Origin of the sequence: Delftia sp. DS1230, assembly GCF_040112715.1 — a bacterium.
Lineage (GTDB): Bacteria > Pseudomonadota > Gammaproteobacteria > Burkholderiales > Burkholderiaceae_C > Comamonas > Comamonas tsuruhatensis.
The window spans coordinates 5,381,001-5,397,718 of the sequence record NZ_CP157763.1; the positions used below are offsets into that span (position 1 = coordinate 5,381,001).

General features: G+C 67.5%; 16 protein-coding genes. 5 read left to right on the forward strand and 11 right to left on the reverse strand.

Annotated elements, in window-relative coordinates; translation table 11 throughout:
* Positions 1–34 precede the first annotated feature (34 nt).
* Positions 35–982 (forward strand): MurR/RpiR family transcriptional regulator, encoded by a 948-nt coding sequence (locus tag AAN986_RS24240; protein ID WP_047217702.1) that lies wholly within the window; start codon positions 35–37, stop codon positions 980–982.
* On the opposite strand, the gene AAN986_RS24245 is transcribed toward AAN986_RS24240, so the two are convergent.
* From AAN986_RS24245 to AAN986_RS24280, 8 genes are all read right to left on the reverse strand, one after another.
* Complete coding sequence (locus AAN986_RS24245) at positions 975–3,395, reverse strand: TonB-dependent siderophore receptor (RefSeq protein ID WP_047217703.1); 2,421 nt, start codon at positions 3,393–3,395, stop codon at positions 975–977. The two genes, AAN986_RS24240 and AAN986_RS24245, sit on opposite strands and share 8 nt — an antisense overlap.
* Before the next feature lie 360 nt (positions 3,396–3,755).
* Positions 3,756–4,802 carry a FecR domain-containing protein gene (locus AAN986_RS24250; RefSeq protein WP_047217704.1) on the reverse strand — a complete coding sequence of 349 codons (1,047 nt, stop codon included), beginning with the start codon at positions 4,800–4,802 and terminating at the stop codon, positions 3,756–3,758.
* Positions 4,799–5,410, reverse strand: coding sequence for an RNA polymerase sigma factor (locus tag AAN986_RS24255; protein ID WP_224986090.1), 612 nt, complete (start codon positions 5,408–5,410; stop codon positions 4,799–4,801). Before AAN986_RS24255 ends, AAN986_RS24250 begins: the two co-directional genes overlap by 4 nt.
* A 190-nt stretch (positions 5,411–5,600) precedes the next feature.
* On the reverse strand, positions 5,601–6,338 hold the full coding sequence (locus AAN986_RS24260; protein ID WP_016450275.1) for an amino acid ABC transporter ATP-binding protein: 738 nt from the start codon (positions 6,336–6,338) through the stop codon (positions 5,601–5,603).
* Between the two features lie 25 nt (positions 6,339–6,363).
* Positions 6,364–7,035, reverse strand: coding sequence for an amino acid ABC transporter permease (locus tag AAN986_RS24265; RefSeq protein ID WP_016450274.1), 672 nt, complete (start codon positions 7,033–7,035; stop codon positions 6,364–6,366).
* Position 7,036: 1 nt separating this feature from the next.
* Positions 7,037–7,789 carry an amino acid ABC transporter permease gene (locus AAN986_RS24270; protein WP_016450273.1) on the reverse strand — a complete coding sequence of 251 codons (753 nt, stop codon included), beginning with the start codon at positions 7,787–7,789 and terminating at the stop codon, positions 7,037–7,039.
* 113 nt (positions 7,790–7,902) lie between these two features.
* Positions 7,903–8,802, reverse strand: coding sequence for a transporter substrate-binding domain-containing protein (locus tag AAN986_RS24275; RefSeq protein ID WP_016450272.1), 900 nt, complete (start codon positions 8,800–8,802; stop codon positions 7,903–7,905).
* 441 nt (positions 8,803–9,243) lie between these two features.
* On the reverse strand, positions 9,244–10,179 hold the full coding sequence (locus tag AAN986_RS24280) for a LysR substrate-binding domain-containing protein (RefSeq protein ID WP_016450271.1): 936 nt from the start codon (positions 10,177–10,179) through the stop codon (positions 9,244–9,246).
* A 206-nt stretch (positions 10,180–10,385) separates the two neighbouring features.
* Here AAN986_RS24280 and AAN986_RS24285 point away from each other — a divergent pair, with 206 nt between their 5' ends.
* From AAN986_RS24285 to AAN986_RS24295, 3 genes are read left to right on the forward strand one after another with little or no spacing between them, the layout of a single operon-like run.
* Positions 10,386–10,925: a TRAP transporter small permease gene (locus AAN986_RS24285; RefSeq protein ID WP_016450270.1), complete on the forward strand. Its 540-nt coding sequence runs from the start codon at positions 10,386–10,388 to the stop codon at positions 10,923–10,925.
* Positions 10,922–12,220: a TRAP transporter large permease gene (locus AAN986_RS24290; protein WP_016451794.1), complete on the forward strand. Its 1,299-nt coding sequence runs from the start codon at positions 10,922–10,924 to the stop codon at positions 12,218–12,220. Before AAN986_RS24285 ends, AAN986_RS24290 begins: the two co-directional genes overlap by 4 nt.
* 32 nt (positions 12,221–12,252) lie before the next feature.
* The gene (locus tag AAN986_RS24295) at positions 12,253–13,296 is read left to right on the forward strand and encodes a DctP family TRAP transporter solute-binding subunit (protein ID WP_016451795.1); all 1,044 of its coding nucleotides are present in this window, start codon (positions 12,253–12,255) and stop codon (positions 13,294–13,296) included.
* Positions 13,297–13,466: 170 nt separating this feature from the next.
* Here AAN986_RS24295 and AAN986_RS24300 read toward each other — a convergent pair whose 3' ends face one another.
* Positions 13,467–14,084 carry a TetR/AcrR family transcriptional regulator gene (locus AAN986_RS24300; protein WP_241150330.1) on the reverse strand — a complete coding sequence of 206 codons (618 nt, stop codon included), beginning with the start codon at positions 14,082–14,084 and terminating at the stop codon, positions 13,467–13,469.
* A gap of 167 nt (positions 14,085–14,251) precedes the next feature.
* Between AAN986_RS24300 and AAN986_RS24305 the strand changes: the two genes are divergently transcribed.
* Positions 14,252–14,692 (forward strand): hypothetical protein, encoded by a 441-nt coding sequence (locus AAN986_RS24305; RefSeq protein ID WP_241150331.1) that lies wholly within the window; start codon positions 14,252–14,254, stop codon positions 14,690–14,692.
* A gap of 8 nt (positions 14,693–14,700) precedes the next feature.
* Here AAN986_RS24305 and AAN986_RS24310 read toward each other — a convergent pair whose 3' ends face one another.
* On the reverse strand, positions 14,701–15,648 hold the full coding sequence (locus AAN986_RS24310) for a 2-hydroxyacid dehydrogenase (protein ID WP_016450265.1): 948 nt from the start codon (positions 15,646–15,648) through the stop codon (positions 14,701–14,703).
* 79 nt (positions 15,649–15,727) lie between these two features.
* Entirely contained in the window at positions 15,728–16,690 is a 963-nt protein-coding gene (locus tag AAN986_RS24315; RefSeq protein ID WP_016450264.1) for a PDR/VanB family oxidoreductase, read from the reverse strand.
* Between the last annotated feature and the right edge of the window lie 28 nt (positions 16,691–16,718).

Here is a 16,718-nt window from a genome sequence, read left to right on the forward strand (position 1 = left end):
ATTTTGCAACACACGTTGCATATACAAGAAAAACATGAAATCACCATTGCAAAAAGCCGCACTGCTGCTGCCGCAGCGCCTGGCGCAGCAGGGCGCGGAGCTGACGGCCAGCGAGCTGACGCTGGCCCAGACCCTGGGCAGCAACTACCCGCATGCGCTGCTGGAATCGGCCACCGCCCTGGCAGCGCGCACAGGCACCAGCGCCTCGACCGTGGTGCGCCTGTTCGCCAAGCTCGGCTATGCCAGCTATGCCGAGGCCCAGCGCGAGGCGCGCGGCGAGGTGACGGCGCTGCTGCAGACGGCTGCCCAGCGCGCGCCCGTGCTGCTGGGCGCGCAGCGCAGCCTGAGCGAGTGCGTGGACGATGCACTGCTGCACGACCAGCACAACATCCAGTCCACGCGCGAAGGGCTGGACATGGCGGCCTTCGAGGCCATGGCCCGGCAGCTCGCGCAGGACGAGGGCCGGGTGTTCTTGCTGGCCCAGTTCAACAGCTCGCCGGTCTCCGCCTGGCTGGCCCTGCACCTGAACATGTGCCGCCCCGGCGTGCAGCAGCTGGATGCAGGCGCCATCGCCCCGGCCGACCAGCTGCTGTGGGTAGGCCCCACCGACACGCTGCTGGCCTTCAGCGTGAGCCAGTATTCACGCGGCACCTACGAGGTGGCGCAGCGATTTTCGGAAGCCGGCGCCCGGGTGCTGGCCATCACCGACAGCCCCACGGCCCCCCTGGTCACCGTGGCCCACCACTGGCTGCAGGTGCGCACGGCCAATGCCTCGCCCTTTCACTCCTACACGGCCGCCTTCTACCTGTGCAATGCCCTGGTCTCGGCCGTGGCCCAGTTGCGCCATGCCGATGTGTCCGAGGCGCTGGCCCGGCGCGACGCGCTGTGGAGTGAGTTCAACCACCAGCTGATCAGGACGCCCGAGCCGCGCGGGCCGGCTCGCGCCGCGCGCAAGCCAACCGCGCGCAGGTCTTCTACATAGACCAGTAGTACTTGAAGCTCAGCGTGGCCTCGCGATCCACGCCGCGGAAGATGCCTGCGAAGTACTTGCGGTTGAACAGGTTGTTGATGTTCAGCGCGATGCGGTACTGCGGCGTCTCGTAGGCCAGCGCCAGGTCGGCCAGCGTGGCGGAGTCGTTGATGTTCAGCGTGCCGTCCGCCGCCACGTTGTAGGGAGAGCGACCCTTGTAGCGCAGGCCGCCGGCCACCATCAGGCCCGGCACCGCGCGCGGGCGGTAGTCCAGCCACAGGCTGGCCATGTGGCGTGTGGTCTGTATGGTCTGGCGGCCGATTTCGGCGGGCCGGTTGCTCTGCGTGGTGCGCGGGTCCAGGTAGGTGTAGCTGGCCAGCGCGTTCAGCTCGCGCGTGAGCGCGAAGCGGCCTTCCAGCTCCAGCCCCGTGGAGCGCACCTCGCCCGTCTGGATGCTGAAGCGCGGGTGGTCGGGGTCCAGCGTGGTGACGTTGGTCTGGCGCAGGTCGAAGACCGAGGCCGTGATCAGCGAGGTGCTTCCCGGAGGCTGGTACTTCACGCCCGCCTCGTACTGCTTGCCGCGCCGGGGCTCGAACGGATTGCCGTCGTACTGCAGGCCCGTGACCGGATCGAAGGAGGTCGCATAGCTCGCATAGGGCGCCCAGCCGCTGTCGAACAGGTAGAGCAGGCCCGCGCTGCCGGTGGTGGCGCTGTCGCTCATGCGCGGCTGGGTGCTGCTGTTCTGCGTGGTGCGCGCCTGGTCATGGCGCAGGCTGAGATTGGCCACCCAGCGGTCCCACTTGAACTGGTTGAGGGTGTAGATGCCGGTCTGGCGCAGGTCCGTGCGGCTGTCCTCCAGCTCTGGATAGGCGATGGACTGGCCATAGACAGGGTCGAGCATGTCCAGGTCGGGCACATCCCAGCCAAAGCCCAGGCCGCCGCGCTCCTTGTACTTCACATGGTCCATGCCGAAGGCCAGCCGGTGCTGCAGCCCGCCCCAGCGCAGGTCCTTGTGCAGGCGGGTGTCCAGCGCCAGCGTGCGGCCCTTGGTGCGCTGGGCCAGGCTGGCGCGCGAGACGCTTCGGCCGTCGGCCAGCACGTCCATGGCGTAGATATGGCGGTAATCGATGTCGATGGTGGAGTAGCGCAGGTTCTGCGTGAGCTGCCAGCCGCTGTCGGTCTGGTGCGAGAACTCGTAGCCCAGCGATCGCGTGTCGCGGTCGAAGCGGTCGAAGGACGGGTCGCCGGCGGTCAGGTGCGCGGGCAGGTCCTTGATCTGCGGGTAGGTGAACAGGCTGGGCCACCAGGACTTGGGCGTGCCGCGCTCGCGCGAGTAGCTGCCCAGCACGGTCAGGTGGGTGCGGCCGGAGAGGTTCCAGCGCAGCGAGGGCGCGATGGAGATGCGGTCATCGCGCGAGCCCACGGTGCGTCCGTCGCTGTCACGCGCCTTGAGGTTGAGCCGGTACAGCAGGTCGCCCGAGGCATCCAGCGCGCCGCCCAGATCGGCCGTGGCCTGGGCGCGCTGGTAGCGGCCATAGGACAGGCCCACGCTGTTCACATGGTCGGCCTCGGGTTTCTTGGAGACCACGTTGATCACGCCGCCCGGCCGCCCCTGGCCAAAGAGCACGGAGGCCGGGCCCTTGATGACCTCGATGCTGTCCAGCTCGTCGATCTCGTCGTTCCACGAACCATAGGTGCCGGCCGAGAACTGCCGCAGCCCGTCCTTGTAGTAGGAGCTGCCATCGCTGAAACCCCGGATGATGGCGCCCGTCATGCGCAGGTCCGCGCCCGTGACTTCGGTGGACACGCCGGCCGTGTACGACAGGGCCTGCTCGATGCTCTTGGGCGCCTGGTTCTGCAGCTGTTCCTGGGTGACGATGGAGATGGAGCGCGGCGTCTCGATCAGCGGCGTGTCCAGCTTGGTGCTGGCGCTCCTGCCGCTGCCCACGTAGCTGCCCGGCGCGGCCATGCGCTGCGAGGTCACGTTGACCGTGGACAGCGTGGTGCCCGCCGACGCCTGCGGCGCAGGCTCAGGCGCAGGCGCAGGCGCCTTTCGCAGCGTGAACGTGCCCTGCTCGGTGCTGTGCGCGGTCACGCCGGTGCCGGCCAACAGCCGGTCCATGGCCTCCTGCGGCGTGAAGCTGCCCCGGAGGGCCGGCGCCTGGCGGCCGCCCAGCACGGCTTCGTCGTACAGCACCTGGAACTGGGTCTGGCGGCCAAAGGCGCGCAGCGCGTTGATCAGCGGCTGGGCCGGCTGGTCAAAGGCCAGCCGCTGTCCGGATGACGGCATCGGTGAAGAGGCGGCCGGCTGCTGAAGCTGTTGCGCACGGGCGGACGGCGCGGCGCCCATGCCGGCCACGGCACCGGCCACCAGCCACGCCAGCAGGCGCGGACTGGCCTGCGGGCCGGCGCCCTGCTCCTTCATGTTCCTGCGTCGGGCATGTGTGCCCCTGCCTGCGAATTCCCTGCCTGCTGCTTCTTGCGCTCTCATTGCCACTCCGTTGCTGTGCCGTTGCACGGGCACGCGACGGGCAGGCCGCAGGCAGCCGTCGCGGGCGATCAGGAACCGCGCCGGACAAGCCATGCCAGCCCACCCGCGCATGCGCGTCAGGTGTTGCGGCCGTTGGCTGGGGCGTGAGGGACGAGCGCCCTCGGTGGTCCTTGGCTGGCAGCCGTGCGGGCCTGGAAAATCCACGCCCCTGCCCCTATAGAAGCCAAAACCGGTGCAAAGCTGGAACCTGGGGTTGGCCGTCAGTTTGAAACAAATTGTTTCTCAACCTTCGATTCATCCCCGCACGATCAGCCAACCTCCGCCGCTGCGCGGCTGCACGCGCACCGCAATCAAGGCCGGCAGCGCGCGCACAAAGCGCTCGGGCGCGGCCGTGGCCAGCAGGCCCGAGACACGCAGGCGGCCCAGCGACTCGTCGCCCAGCTCCACGGGCGCACCCAGATAGCGCGACAGCTCCTGCGCCACCTCCGCCAGCGGCGTGCCGCTGAAGCGCACCTGGCCCGTGCGCCAGTCGCCCACGCTGTCCGCATCGGCCACCACGGTGCTGTGCCGGCCGGCGCCGTCCACAGCCACGCCCGCGCCTGCCGCCAGCAGCAGGACATCGCCCCCAGCCCGGTCACGCTCGGGCCGCAGCTGCACCTTGCCCTCCAGCACCTTCACCACCAGCCGCGGCGGCCCGGCGCGCACATTGAACGCGGTGCCCACCACCCGGACGCGGCTGGCGCCGGAGTCCACAGTGAAGGGCCTGTCCGGGCCGGGCGTGACCTCGAAGAAGGCCTCGCCCCGATCCAGCACCACCTCGCGGCGGCGCGGGTAGTAGCGCACCTGGAGTTCGCTGTCCACGTTGAGGGCCACGCGCGAGCCATCGGGCAGCTCGATGCTCTGCGTCTGCCCGGGCGCCGTGCGGGCCTGCAGCGTATAGCCTGGCGTGTGGTCCCAGCGGTACCAGCCACCCCAGGCCAGCAGCGAGACCACCGCCAGCACGGACAGGGCCGCCGCAGGGCGGCCGGGCCAGCGGGCAAGAACGCGCTGGCGCGGCGGCGCGGCCACTGGTGCAGCGCAGACGGCAGGCGCGGCGGGCGGCACCGCTGCGCCGAACTCATCGGGAAACAATTCCCTAAGCTGTGGCGCGCCATGCCAGTGGCGCGACATGCCTTCGAAGATGCTGCGGTGCAGCGGGTGGGCGCCCAGCCACGCATCCAGCGCGCGCTCATCGGCGCCCGTCCAGTCCGGCTGCTGGCGGCGCACGAACCAGTCGGCCGCCCTGTCATGCAGCCCCACCAGCTCCTGCGGCGAAACGCCCGGGGGAAGTTCGTTGCTCATCGTGTGTTCTCTGCGGCGCCCGGCCGCTGCTCGTCTGCGCGCAGCAGGGCACGCATTTGCTCGGCGCTGGCGTAGCGTACGCGGATCTCGCAATAGGACAGTGCCCGGCTCAGGTGGCGCGAGACCATGCGCACGGTGATGTCCATGCGCTCGGCCGTCTGCTCCAGCGTCAGTTCCTGCACGCGGTGCAGCACGAAGGCCTGGCGCTGGCGCTCGGGCAGCTCGTTCAGGGCATCGCGCAGCCGGGCCAGGCGCTGGCGGCGCTCATCGTCCAGCGCATGGTCGGCTCCGTCGCGGGCCGGCAGGGCCTCGACCTCGTCGCGGCAATCCTCCACGGACACCAGCCGCACACCGGCCTGCTGCGGCGCCGTGCGGTGCGCGAAGGCCGCCACGCTGCGCACGACCTGATGCAGATAGGGCCGCTCTTCGTCCACAGGCAGGCGCTTGTCGGCCGACAGCATGCGCACGAAGACTTCCTGGGAGGCATCCTCGATATCGGCCGGGCTCTTGAAGTACCGCGCCAGCATGCGCTGCAGCGGCTTGCGCCAGCGGGTGTAGAGACTGCGGGAATGGCCACCGGGCTCTCCCGGGGCGTCGTCGCGCTTCATGGCAGGCATGGCACGGCGGACGTGGAAATTGTCCGGTGGCGGGGAAATGGGGGCGGGATCTGGAGCACGGTGCAAACAGCTGAGCCGGCGATTGTATCGAGAACGATTCTCATCATCGTCTCGCCGCGGCCACAAAAAAGGGGCGCCGAAGCGCCCCCTTGATTGCCGTGCCCGCAAGGGCCGCACCGGTTCAGTGCTGCAGGATCTTGTTGAGGAATTCCTTGGTCCGGGGCTGGCGCGCTTCCGGGTTGCCGAAGAATTCGTCCTTGGAGCAGTCCTCCAGGATCTTGCCGCCCACGTCCATGAAGATCACGCGGCTGGCCACCTTGCGCGCAAAGCCCATTTCGTGGGTCACGCACATCATGGTCATGCCTTCGTTGGCCAGGCCGATCATCACGTCCAGCACTTCGCCGACCATTTCGGGGTCCAGCGCGGAGGTGGGTTCGTCGAACAGCATCACGATGGGGTCCATGGACAGCGCGCGCGCAATGGCCACGCGCTGCTGCTGGCCGCCCGACAGCTGGCCCGGGAACTTGTCCTTGTGCGCCGTCAGGCCCACGCGGTCCAGCATCTTGAGGCCGCGCTTCCTGGCGTCGTCCGCGCTGCGGCCCAGCACCTTGACCTGGGCAATGGTCAGGTTCTCGGTCACCGACAGGTGCGGGAACAGCTCGAAGTGCTGGAACACCATGCCCACGCGGCTGCGCAGCTTGGGCAGGTTGGTCTTGGGATCGTGCACGGCCACGCCGTCCACGAAGATCTCGCCCTTCTGGAAGGGCTCCAGCGCGTTGATGGTCTTGATCAGCGTGGACTTGCCCGAGCCCGACGGGCCGCAGACCACCACGACCTCACCCTTCTGGATGTTGGTGGAGCAGTCGGTCAGCACTTGAAAGCTGCCGTACCACTTGGAAACGTTCTTGAGTTCAATCATTGCAATTCCTCAATGGGGTGCTGGCTCATCGAATGATGGCAATCTTTTTGTGCAGGCGCTTCACTGCCCAGGACAGCGAATAGCACAGCACGAAGTAGGTCACGCCAGCGGCCAGATAGGATTCGATGGGACGGCCGTAGTTCTTGCCGGCCACTTCGAAGCCCTTGAGCATGTCGTAGGCACCGATGGCGTAGACCAGCGAGGTGTCCTGGAACAGGATGATGGTCTGCGTCAGCAGCACGGGCAGCATGTTGCGGAAGGCCTGGGGCAGCACCACGAGGCGCATGTTCTGCCCATAGGTCATGCCCATGGCCTGGCCCGCGAAGACCTGGCCGCGCGGGATGGACTGGATGCCCGCGCGCATGATCTCGCTGAAGTAGGCCGCCTCGAAGGCGATGAAGGTGATGATGGCCGAGACCTCGGCGCCGATGGGCCGCCCGATGATCAGCGGCATCAGCAGAAAGAACCACAGGATCACCATCACCAGCGGCACGGAGCGCATGCCGTTGACGTAGAGCGTGGCGGGCACATCGAGCCATTTCTTGCCCGACAGGCGCATCAGCGCCAGCAGCGTGCCGAAGAGCACACCGCCGATGGTGGCGATGACGGTCAGCGTCAGGCTGAAGTACAGGCCCTTCAGCACGAAGTTGCTGAACAGGTCCCAGGTGAAGAACGACCAGTCGATTTGCAGGTTCATGTCAGTGTCCTCCGCCGCTGGCAGCGATCAGGCCCGGGACGCGCGAGCGCTTCTCGATGAAGGCCATGATGCGGTTGATGGCAAAGGCGGAGACCACGTACAGGCCGGTGACGGCCAGGTAGATCTCGATGCCGCGCGAAGTCTCTTCCTGCGCCTGCATGGCGAACATGGTCAGTTCGGCCACGGACACGGCAAACGCCACGGACGAGTTCTTGAACACGTTCATGGTCTCGCTGGTCAGCGGCGGAATGATGATGCGAAACGCCATGGGCAGCAGCACGTAGCGGTAGTACTGGAACGTGGTGAAACCCAGCGCCATGCCCGCATAGCGCTGGCCGCGCGGCAGCGCCTGGATGCCGGAACGCACCTGCTCGGCGATACGGGCCGAGGTGAAGAAGCCCAGCGCCAGCACCACGAGCACGAAGCCCGGCAGGGACTTCAGCGCGGGGAAGATGGACGGCACCACGTGGTACCACATGAAGATGTGGACCAGCAGCGGAATATTGCGGAACAGTTCGACCCAGGCATTGCCCAGCCGCACGATCCACGGCCGGTCGGGCAGCGTGCGCAGCGTGCCGATCAGCGAGCCGACGATCAATGCGATCAACAGCGACAGCAGCGACACGGAAATGGTCCAGCCCCAGGCCGACAGCATCCAGTCGAGGTAGGTGATGTCGCCGTTCTTGCCGAAGCAGCTTTGACCGACCTCTTGGGTAATGGTGTCCTGGCAGAACACCTGCCAATCCCAACTCATAGGAGCACCTCTTTATTCAGATTCTTGAAAAATGCACTACCGGCAAAAACGGCGCCGCAACAAAAAACGCCCCTTCCAACCGCATGGCAGAAGGGGCGGCATTCAGCTGGTGCTTACTTGACTTCGTACGACTCCATGGGCTTGTCGTTGGGGTTGGCCCATGCGTCCTTGGTGGCGTCGGACAGCGGCAGGCCGACCTTCACGTTGGCCGGGGGAATCGGCTGCATGAACCACTTGTCATAGAGCTTGGCCAGGGAGCCGTCGGCGATCTGGCGCTTGATGGAGTCGTCCACGGCCTTCTTGAAGGCGGGGTCGTCCTTGCGCAGCATACAGGCGATGGGCTCGACCGACAGGGTTTCGCCGACGATCTTGTAGTCGGCAGGTGCCTTGGACTTGGAGATGTTGGCGGCCAGGATGGAGCCGTCCATGATGAAGGCGTCGGCACGGCCGGTTTCCAGCATCAGGAAGCTGTCGGCGTGGTCCTTGCCCATGACTTCCTTGAAGGTCAGGCCGTCGGCGCGCTTGTTCTTGCGCAGGGTCTGCACCGAGGTGGTGCCCGTCGTCGTGACGATGGTCTTGCCGTTCAGGTCCTTGATGCCGGTGATGCCGGAGTTGCCCTTGACGGCGATGCGCACTTCTTCCACATAGGTGGTCACGGCGAAGGCCACATCCTTTTGGCGGGCCTGGCTGTTGGTGGTGGAGCCGCACTCGATGTCCACGGTGCCATTGGTCACCAGGGGGATGCGGTTCTGCGAGGTGACGGGCTGGTACTTGATGTCCAGCTTGGCCAGGCCCAGCTGCTTCTGGATGTCGGCCAGCACGCGCTCGCCCATCTCGGTGTGGAAGCCCACGTACTTGCCATTGCCCAGCGTGTAGCCCAGGCCGGAGGATTCACGCACGCCCAGCGTCACGGCGCCGGAGGACTTGATCTTGGCCAGGGTGTCGCCAGCCTGCGCAAAAGCGCTGCCTGCAGCCAGGGCGGTCACGGCGATGGCCAACAAATGCTTCTTCATACGGGTCTCCTGAGATGAGAACGAAAACGGTCTTGATGAGAACGGTCGAGTCGCCTTGTGGGCTGGCTCGAACTATCAACGATGTGACACATATTGTGCAATCACGCACGGTGCTGGAGCACCGACACGTGCTAGGGCTTTCCAGCACGTCAGCCAGATTCAGGTAAGCAACTGCCGTGCCATGGCACGCGTTTTTTGCCCGATCCAGCGCGCCTGCGGGCCTGCACACGGCGTGGCTGCTGTGCGCGCACTCTAATGCCAGGCGTGGCAGCACAGCCAATGCCGTTTGCAGAAACCCTTATGCATGCCATGCATAATAGGTGTTTACCCTAGGCATAACCCATGCACCAAGTCGGTCTCTTGACGGGCTTTGCCGTGCACCAGCGTGCAGCAAAAAGGGGCTCGAGAGCCCCTTTGTCTTCATGAGTGCCGCCTGGCGTGTCAGCCGATGGTCTCGCCCTGCTCCAGCAGGAAGTTCCACAGCGCGCCGGCCACGCCCTGGGGCGCATCCTTGCTGGTGGGTTTTTCGCGGTAGGCGCGCACTTCCATGTCCATGCGGAAACCGTCGTCACCGGCAGGTGCGGCGCTGACCAGGCGGCCGGCCTCCAGCTCGTTGCGCACGGCGCTGAATGGCAAAAAGGCCACGCCATGGCCTTCCAGCGCCATGGCCTTGAGGCCTTCGGCCATGTCGGTCTCGTAGACGCGCTCCAGGTGCACGGCCTCGGCCGCTTCCTTGAGGATGAGTTCCGTCACGCGGCCCAGGTAGGCGCCCGGCGCATAGCCCAGGTAGGGCAGCGGCTGGCCCTGGCGGCCCGGCAACTGGTGCAGCGGCAGGCCGTCGGCGTCGGGCCTGGCGTAGGGGGCGAGCACCTCATGGCCCAGGCTGACCATCTCGTAGCGCGCCGGGTCAAGCTGGAAGGGCTGGGACGGATGGAAGTAGGCGATCAGCAGGTCGCAGCCGCCCTCGACCAGGCGCATCACGGCGTCGTGCACGTTGAGCGCGAACAGCCGGCTGCGGAACGGCCCGAACTTGGCCTGCACGCTGGAGACCCAGTTCGGGAAGAAGGTGAAGGCCAGCGTGTGCGGCACGGCAAACCCCACCATGCCCTTGCCCGCGCTGACATGGGCCCGCAGCATGGTGCGCGTGCTCTGCAGCGACTGCAGCATCTCCAGCGCCTGGTCATACATGGTCTTGCCGGCCGGCGTGAGCCGGGTCGGGTAGGAGCTGCGGTCCACAAGGTCTGTGCCGGCCCAGGCCTCCAGTGCCTGGATGCGGCGCGAGAACGCAGGTTGCGTCACATGCCGCAGTTGGGCGGAGCGGCTGAAACTGCGTGTTTCAGCCAGGCTGACGAAATCTTCTAGCCATTTGGTTTCCATGGGCCTCATTATCCGCCGGGCCGTGACGGGTGCCTGACAGGGCAGGGATGGTCCCTCTGGCACACCGCATGGATGCGCACATAATGGCGCTGCGCCGCATTTACCCAATGTGACATTTTTTCCTCACGGCCCCCGGCACACGACGCCGAGGAAGCTCAGTGACTGCATCTGCCCCGCCATGTGTAATTTTCTGACTCCCCGCGTCCATGTCATCCCCTCCCACCGAAAACGGCGCCGCTGAGACGCCTTCCCAGCCGGACGAGCCGCGTTCGCTGCGCATCGAGGACTGGCTCACCGTGGTCATCATGGCCCTGCTGGCCCTGATCACCTTCGCCAATGTGCTGGTGCGCTACTTCACCTCCTCGTCCTTCGCGTGGACCGAGGAAATCTCGGTCTTCCTGATGATCCTGCTGGCCATGGTCGCGGGCTCGGCGGCCGTGGCGCGCAACGCCCACATCCGCATCGAATACTTCGCCGAAGGCGGCAGCGCCCTGCGCAGGAAGCGCCTGGCGCGCTTCGGCACGCTGATGGTGGCCCTGCTGTTCGCGGTGATCGCCGCACTGAGCGTGCGCGTGGTCTGGGACGACTACCGTTTCGAGGAAACCTCGCCCGGCATCGGCGTGCCGCAGTGGTGGTATTCGATGTGGCTGCCCATCTGCTCGGCGCTGATCACGCTGCGCGCGCTGCAACTGTTCCTGCGCCAGGGGCGCCCCGGCGCCTTCGTGGACGAGGAGAAGGCGCCATGATCGCGACCCTGCTCTTCATCGCCTTCCTGGGCCTGATGCTCCTGGGCGTGCCCATCGGCGCGGCCCTGGGCCTGGCAGGGGCGGCCGCCATCGCGCTGGCCAGCCCCGACACGCAGTGGTTCGGCCTGCTGGCCGTGCCGCAGAACTTCTATGCCGGCCTGGGCAAGTACCCGCTGCTGGCGATTCCGATGTTCGTGCTCGTGGGCTCGATCTTCGACCGCTCGGGCGTGGCGCTGCGCCTGGTGAACTTCGCCGTGGCCATCGTGGGCCGCGGCCCCGGCATGCTGCCCCTGGTGGCGATTGCCGTGGCCATGTTCCTGGGCGGCATCTCGGGCTCGGGCCCGGCCAATGCCGCTGCCGTGGGCGGCGTGATGATCGCGGCCATGAGCCGCGCCGGCTATCCCGGCAGCTTCTCGGCCAGCGTGGTGGGCGCGGCCGCGGCCACCGACATCCTGATCCCGCCGTCCGTGGCCTTCATCATCTACTCGGTGCTGGTGCCCGGCGCCTCGGTGCCGGCGCTGTTTGCGGCCGGCATGATCCCCGGCATCCTGGCCGGCGTGGCGCTGATCGTTCCGGCCGTGTGGATGTCGCGCAGGCACAGGATGGGTGCGCTGGAATCGTCCATGCCGCGCCCGCCGTTCTGGCGCAGCCTGCGCGAGGCCTCCTGGGGCCTGGCCGCCCCGGTGCTGATCCTGGGCGGCATGCGCGCCGGCTGGTTCACCCCCACCGAGGCCGCCGTGGTGGCCGTGTTCTACGGCCTGTTCGTGGGCATGGTGATCCACCGCACCATCACGCTGCGCGACCTGTATCCCATCCTGCGCGAGGCCGGCGAGCTGTCGGCCGTGATCCTGCTGGTGGTGTCGCTGGCCGGCATCTTCGCGTTCTCGCTGTCCACGCTGGGCGTGATCGATCCGGTGGCCAAGGCCATCGTGGAATCGGGCCTGGGCGAGTACGGCGTGATGGCGCTGCTGATCCTGCTGCTGATCACCGTGGGCATGTTCCTGGACGGCATCTCCATCTTCCTGATCTTCGTGCCGCTGCTGCTGCCGATCATGCAGCACTACCACTGGGACCCGGTGTGGTTCGGCGTCATCCTCACGCTCAAGGTGGCGCTGGGCCAGTTCACGCCGCCGCTGGCCGTGAACCTGATGGTGTCCTGCCGAATCGCCGGCGTGCGCATGGAGTCCACCGTGCGCTGGGTCGGCCCCATGCTGCTGGCCATGTTCCTGGTGATGATCGCCGTGATCGCCTTCCCGCAGCTGGCTCTCTGGCTCCCAGCACGCCTGGGCTACTGATTTCCCAAAAATTCAACAAGGAGACCTTCGCAATGAAACTTCGCACTTTCCTCGCCAGCGGCCTGGCCGCAGCGGCGGCCCTGGCCCTTTCGTCCGCTCCCGCAGTGGCGCAGACTCCGGCCAAGTACAAGAGCGAGTACCGCATGTCGCTGGTGCTGGGCACGGCCTTTCCCTGGGGCAAGGGCGGCGAGATCTGGGCCAACAAGGTGCGCGAGCGCACCAACGGCCGCATCAACATCAAGCTCTACCCGGGCGTGTCCCTGATCCAGGGCGACCAGACGCGCGAATTCAGCGCGCTGCGCCAGGGCGTGATCGACATGGCCGTGGGCTCCACGCTGAACTGGTCGCCCCAGATCAAGGAGCTGAACCTGTTCGCCCTGCCCTTCCTGATGCCCGACTACGCGGCCGCCGACGCGCTCACGCATGGCGAGCCCGGCAAGCGCCTGTTCCAGCGCCTGGACAAGGCCGGCGTGGTGCCGCTGGCCTGGGGAGAGAACGGCTACCGCGAGATCAGCAACTCCAAGCACGCCATCAAGACCCCTGCCGACCTCAAGGGCCTGAAGATCCGTGTCGTGGGCTCGCCGCTGTTCCTGGACACCTTCACCGCGCTGGGCGCCAACCCCACGCAGATGAGCTGGGCCGATGCCCAGCCCGCCATGGCCAGCGGCGCCGTGGACGGCCAGGAAAACCCCGTCTCGGTCTACATGGCCGCCAAGCTGCAGTCCGTGGGCCAGAAGCATCTGACGCTGTGGGGCTACATCAACGATCCGCTGATCTTCGTGGTCAACAAGGACATCTGGGCCACCTGGACCAAGGAAGACCAGGACATCGTGCGCCAGGCCGCCGTGGACGCCGCCAAGGAGCAGGTCGTGATCGCGCGCAAGGGCATGATCGAGGCCGACAAGCCCCTGCTCAAGGACCTGGCCGCCAACGGCGTGACCGTGACCCAGCTCACGCCGGCCGAGCGCGAAGCCTTCGTCAAGGCCACGCGCCCCGTCTACGACAAGTGGAAGCAGCAGGTCGGCGCCGACCTGGTGGATGTGGCGGAGAAAGCCATTGCCGCGCGAACTCGTTAGAATGCTATCGGTTGATCGCACACTCCGGTAGAAGCAAAAGGCCCCGCTCTGCGGGGCCTTTTTTTCGCCATCCTGCTTCGCAAGGACGACCAGGACTTCAGCCCGCCCATCAAGGCATGCCTTGCTGCGAAGCCGGTCCAGCGAAATGGCACAGGCACAGCCCCTGCTGCCTATGGGGCAGGGGCACGGGCAGCGGCTCCCGCGTCCGTCGCGCCACCCAGCAACATATCTGCCCCCATCTCGCACAGCAGCTCCTCCAGTGCGCCCGAGGCGATCAGCGGCGAAGCCTCCAGCGAGGCAAAGCGCACCGTGCCCAGCACGGCCCGCGTGGCCACGTAAAGGCGCGCATAGGACAGCGAGGGGCCGCCCCAGCGCTGCAGGTGGGCGGCCATGCGCTCTGCGGTCTCGCGCATGGACAGGGCAATGCGCTCGTCACCATCCTGGCGCCAGGCAAAGCGCGCCAGCTTGCGCCGCGCAGGCGTGCGGCCCGCAAAGCCCTCGACGATGCAGGCGACCACGCCGCGCGCCACGGCCTCGCGCGGCAGGCGCTGTTCCGACGCCTGCTCCAGCCAGGCCTCGATGGCCGCGACGGCAGCAAGGCGCTGGCCATCGACCATGGCGCGCAAGACGGCCTGCTTGTCGGGGAAGTACTGGTAGAGCGTGCCGATGGAGACGCCTGCGCGCTCGGCAATGCGATTGGTGGTGAGCGCGGCTTCGCCCTCCTTGACCAGAATCTGAGCTGCTGCCTGAACAATGGCCTCCAGCGTGCGCTGCGCACGGGCCTGCATGGGCTGTCTTCTTCTCTGGGATTCAGTGGTAGCGGAGGTATGGGAGGGCATGCGGCAAAACCTGAGCACAAGGCGAGTTTTCTGCCCGGAGTTTAAGCACTACAGTGGCCGGCCATTGCAGCAAATCCCAAGGAATACACCATGAAGAAGCATCAGCACACCGGCGCGTGGGAAGCCCTGCCGTGAAGGGCGTGCAACTGCTGGCCCTGGCCGCCGCCCTGTTCGACACGGCGGCCGCGCTGGCCCACTTCGCCTGCATCGTTTGGGGGGGACGTGGGCTGCGGCTCATGGGTGCCGGCGAGCGCATGGCGCGCATGGCCGAGGCGGGGCACTGGTATCCGCCACTGGTGTCGGCGGCCATCGGCGTGGTGCTGTCGCTGCTGGCGGGGTATGCGCTGGCAGGCGCGGGCCTGCTGGGTCCCCTGCCCTTCATGCGCCCGGTGCTGGCCGGGGCCGGCCTGGTGCTGGTGGCGCGGGCCGTGGCCTATCCGTGGTTGAAACCACGCTTTCCGGACAACAGCGACCGCTTCTGGCATGTGTCCTCGGCCCTCTGCCTGGTCATGGGGCTGCTGCACCTGGCAGCAGCTGCCGGGATGGCACAGGGCTGAATCCAGCCTCAGGCCGTGACCGGCGAGACCAGCGGGCGGCCTTCCAGGTGGCAGCGCATGTTGGCGATGAAGCGGTCCACCGAGGCCTGCACGGCTTCGGGCGACCAGCCGCCCACATGGGGCGTGAGCACCACGGCGTCCAGGTCCAGCAGTTCGGCCGGTGGCGCAGGTTCGCTTTCGTAGACATCCAGGCCCGCGCCGGCAAGGCGGCCTTCGCGCACGGCGGCGGCCAGGGCGGCGGTATCGACCACGCTGCCGCGCGCGATATTGACCAGGTGGCCCTGCGGGCCCAGTGCGTCCAGCACCTGGGCGTTGACGAGATGGCGCGTACCCGGGCCGCCCGGCGTGGCGACCACCAGCACATCGGCCCACTGCGCCAGGGACAGCAGGTCGCCGAAGTAGCGGTGGGGCAGCCCGCTGCGCGGGCTGCGGTTGTGGTAGCCGATCTCCATCTCGAAGCCCAGCGCGCGCTGGGCGATCTTGGCGCCGATGGCGCCCATGCCCAGGATGCCCAGGCGCTTGTGCGAGACATTGGGCGGCAGCGGCATGGCGGTGCGCCAGACGCCGTCGCGCGTGGCGCGGTCCAGGCGCACCAGGCCGCGCACGGAGGCGATCAGCAGGCCCATGGCATGGTCGGCCACGCAGTCGTCATTGGTGCCTGCGCCATTGCCCACGGCAATGCCGTGGGCCTGCGCATGGGCGACATCGATGTTCTCGTAGCCCGCGCCCAGCGCGCAGACCAGCCTGAGGGCGGGCATGCGCTGCATCTGCGCGGCCGACAGGCCGATGGAGCCTATGGTCAGCACGGCCTGTATGCGCGTGCCGTGCTCGGCGATGGCGGCCTCGCACTGGGCGGCGTCGGGCGCGTAGAGCAGTTCGAAGGAGGGAAAGGCCTGGGCCATCTGGCGCAGATGGGCCTCGGTATTGAAGTTGAGGACGAGCAGGGCAGGTTGCATGGCAGGAAGGCGGCGCCCGCCGCCACAGGGCGGGCCTTGGGGGAAAACCTCATTGTGCGCCGGCCGGCCGGGTCCAGCGCTACAGGTCCAGCACCAGCCGGGCGGATTTCGCGCGCGAGCAGCAGGGCAGGAACTGGTCGCAGGCGGCCTGCTCGTCCTCGGTCAGGTACATGTCGCGGTGCTCGGGCTCGCCCGAGAGCACACGCGTGAGGCAGGTGCCGCACACGCCCTGCTCGCACGAGGTCTGCACCTCCACGCCGATGCCGGCCAGGGCCTGGACCACGGTCTGCTCGGGCGCCACGCGCACCACCTGGCCGGTGCTGGCGATCTCGATCTCGAACCCGGCATCGCCCTCGCGCTGCACGGCCTCGCCTGCAAAGAATTCGTAGTGCAGGCGGTCCTCGCTCCAGCCCGATGCGCGAGCCATGCCCAGGGCCGCGTCCATGAAGCCGCGTGGGCCACAGACATACAGGTGCAGGCCCGCCTGCGGGGCGCCCAGCAGCTGCGCCATGTCGAGCGCGCCCTCGCCATCCACATGCAGGTGCACGCGGTCGGCCCAGGGCATGGACTGCAGCAGGGCCGTGAAGGCCATGCGCTCGCGCGAACGCGCGCAGTAGTGCAGTTCGAAGTCGGCACCCTCGCGCGCCAGCTGGCGCGCCATGGCCAGCACGGGCGTGATGCCTATGCCGCCGGCCAGCAGCAGGTGCCGCGCAGGGCCACCCGCATGCAGCGCGAAGTGGTTGCGCGGCGCGCCGATGGCGATCTGCTGGCCTTCCTGCACCTGTTCGTGCACGGCGGCCGAGCCGCCGCGCGAGGCGGCCTCGCGCAGCACGCCGACCACGTAGCGGCCCGTGTCCTGCGGGTCGTTGCACAGCGAGTACTGGCGCACCAGGCCGCCGGGCAGGTGCAGGTCGATGTGCGAGCCGGCCGTGAAGGCGGGCAGGCTCTGGCCGTCCAGCGGCACGAGTTCAAGGCTGCAGATGTCCTGCGCCTCGGCGCATTTGCGCGCGACGCGCACCTGGAGGATGGGGTTGGCTTGCATGGGAAAAACGTGGGAATGGAGGGGTTCG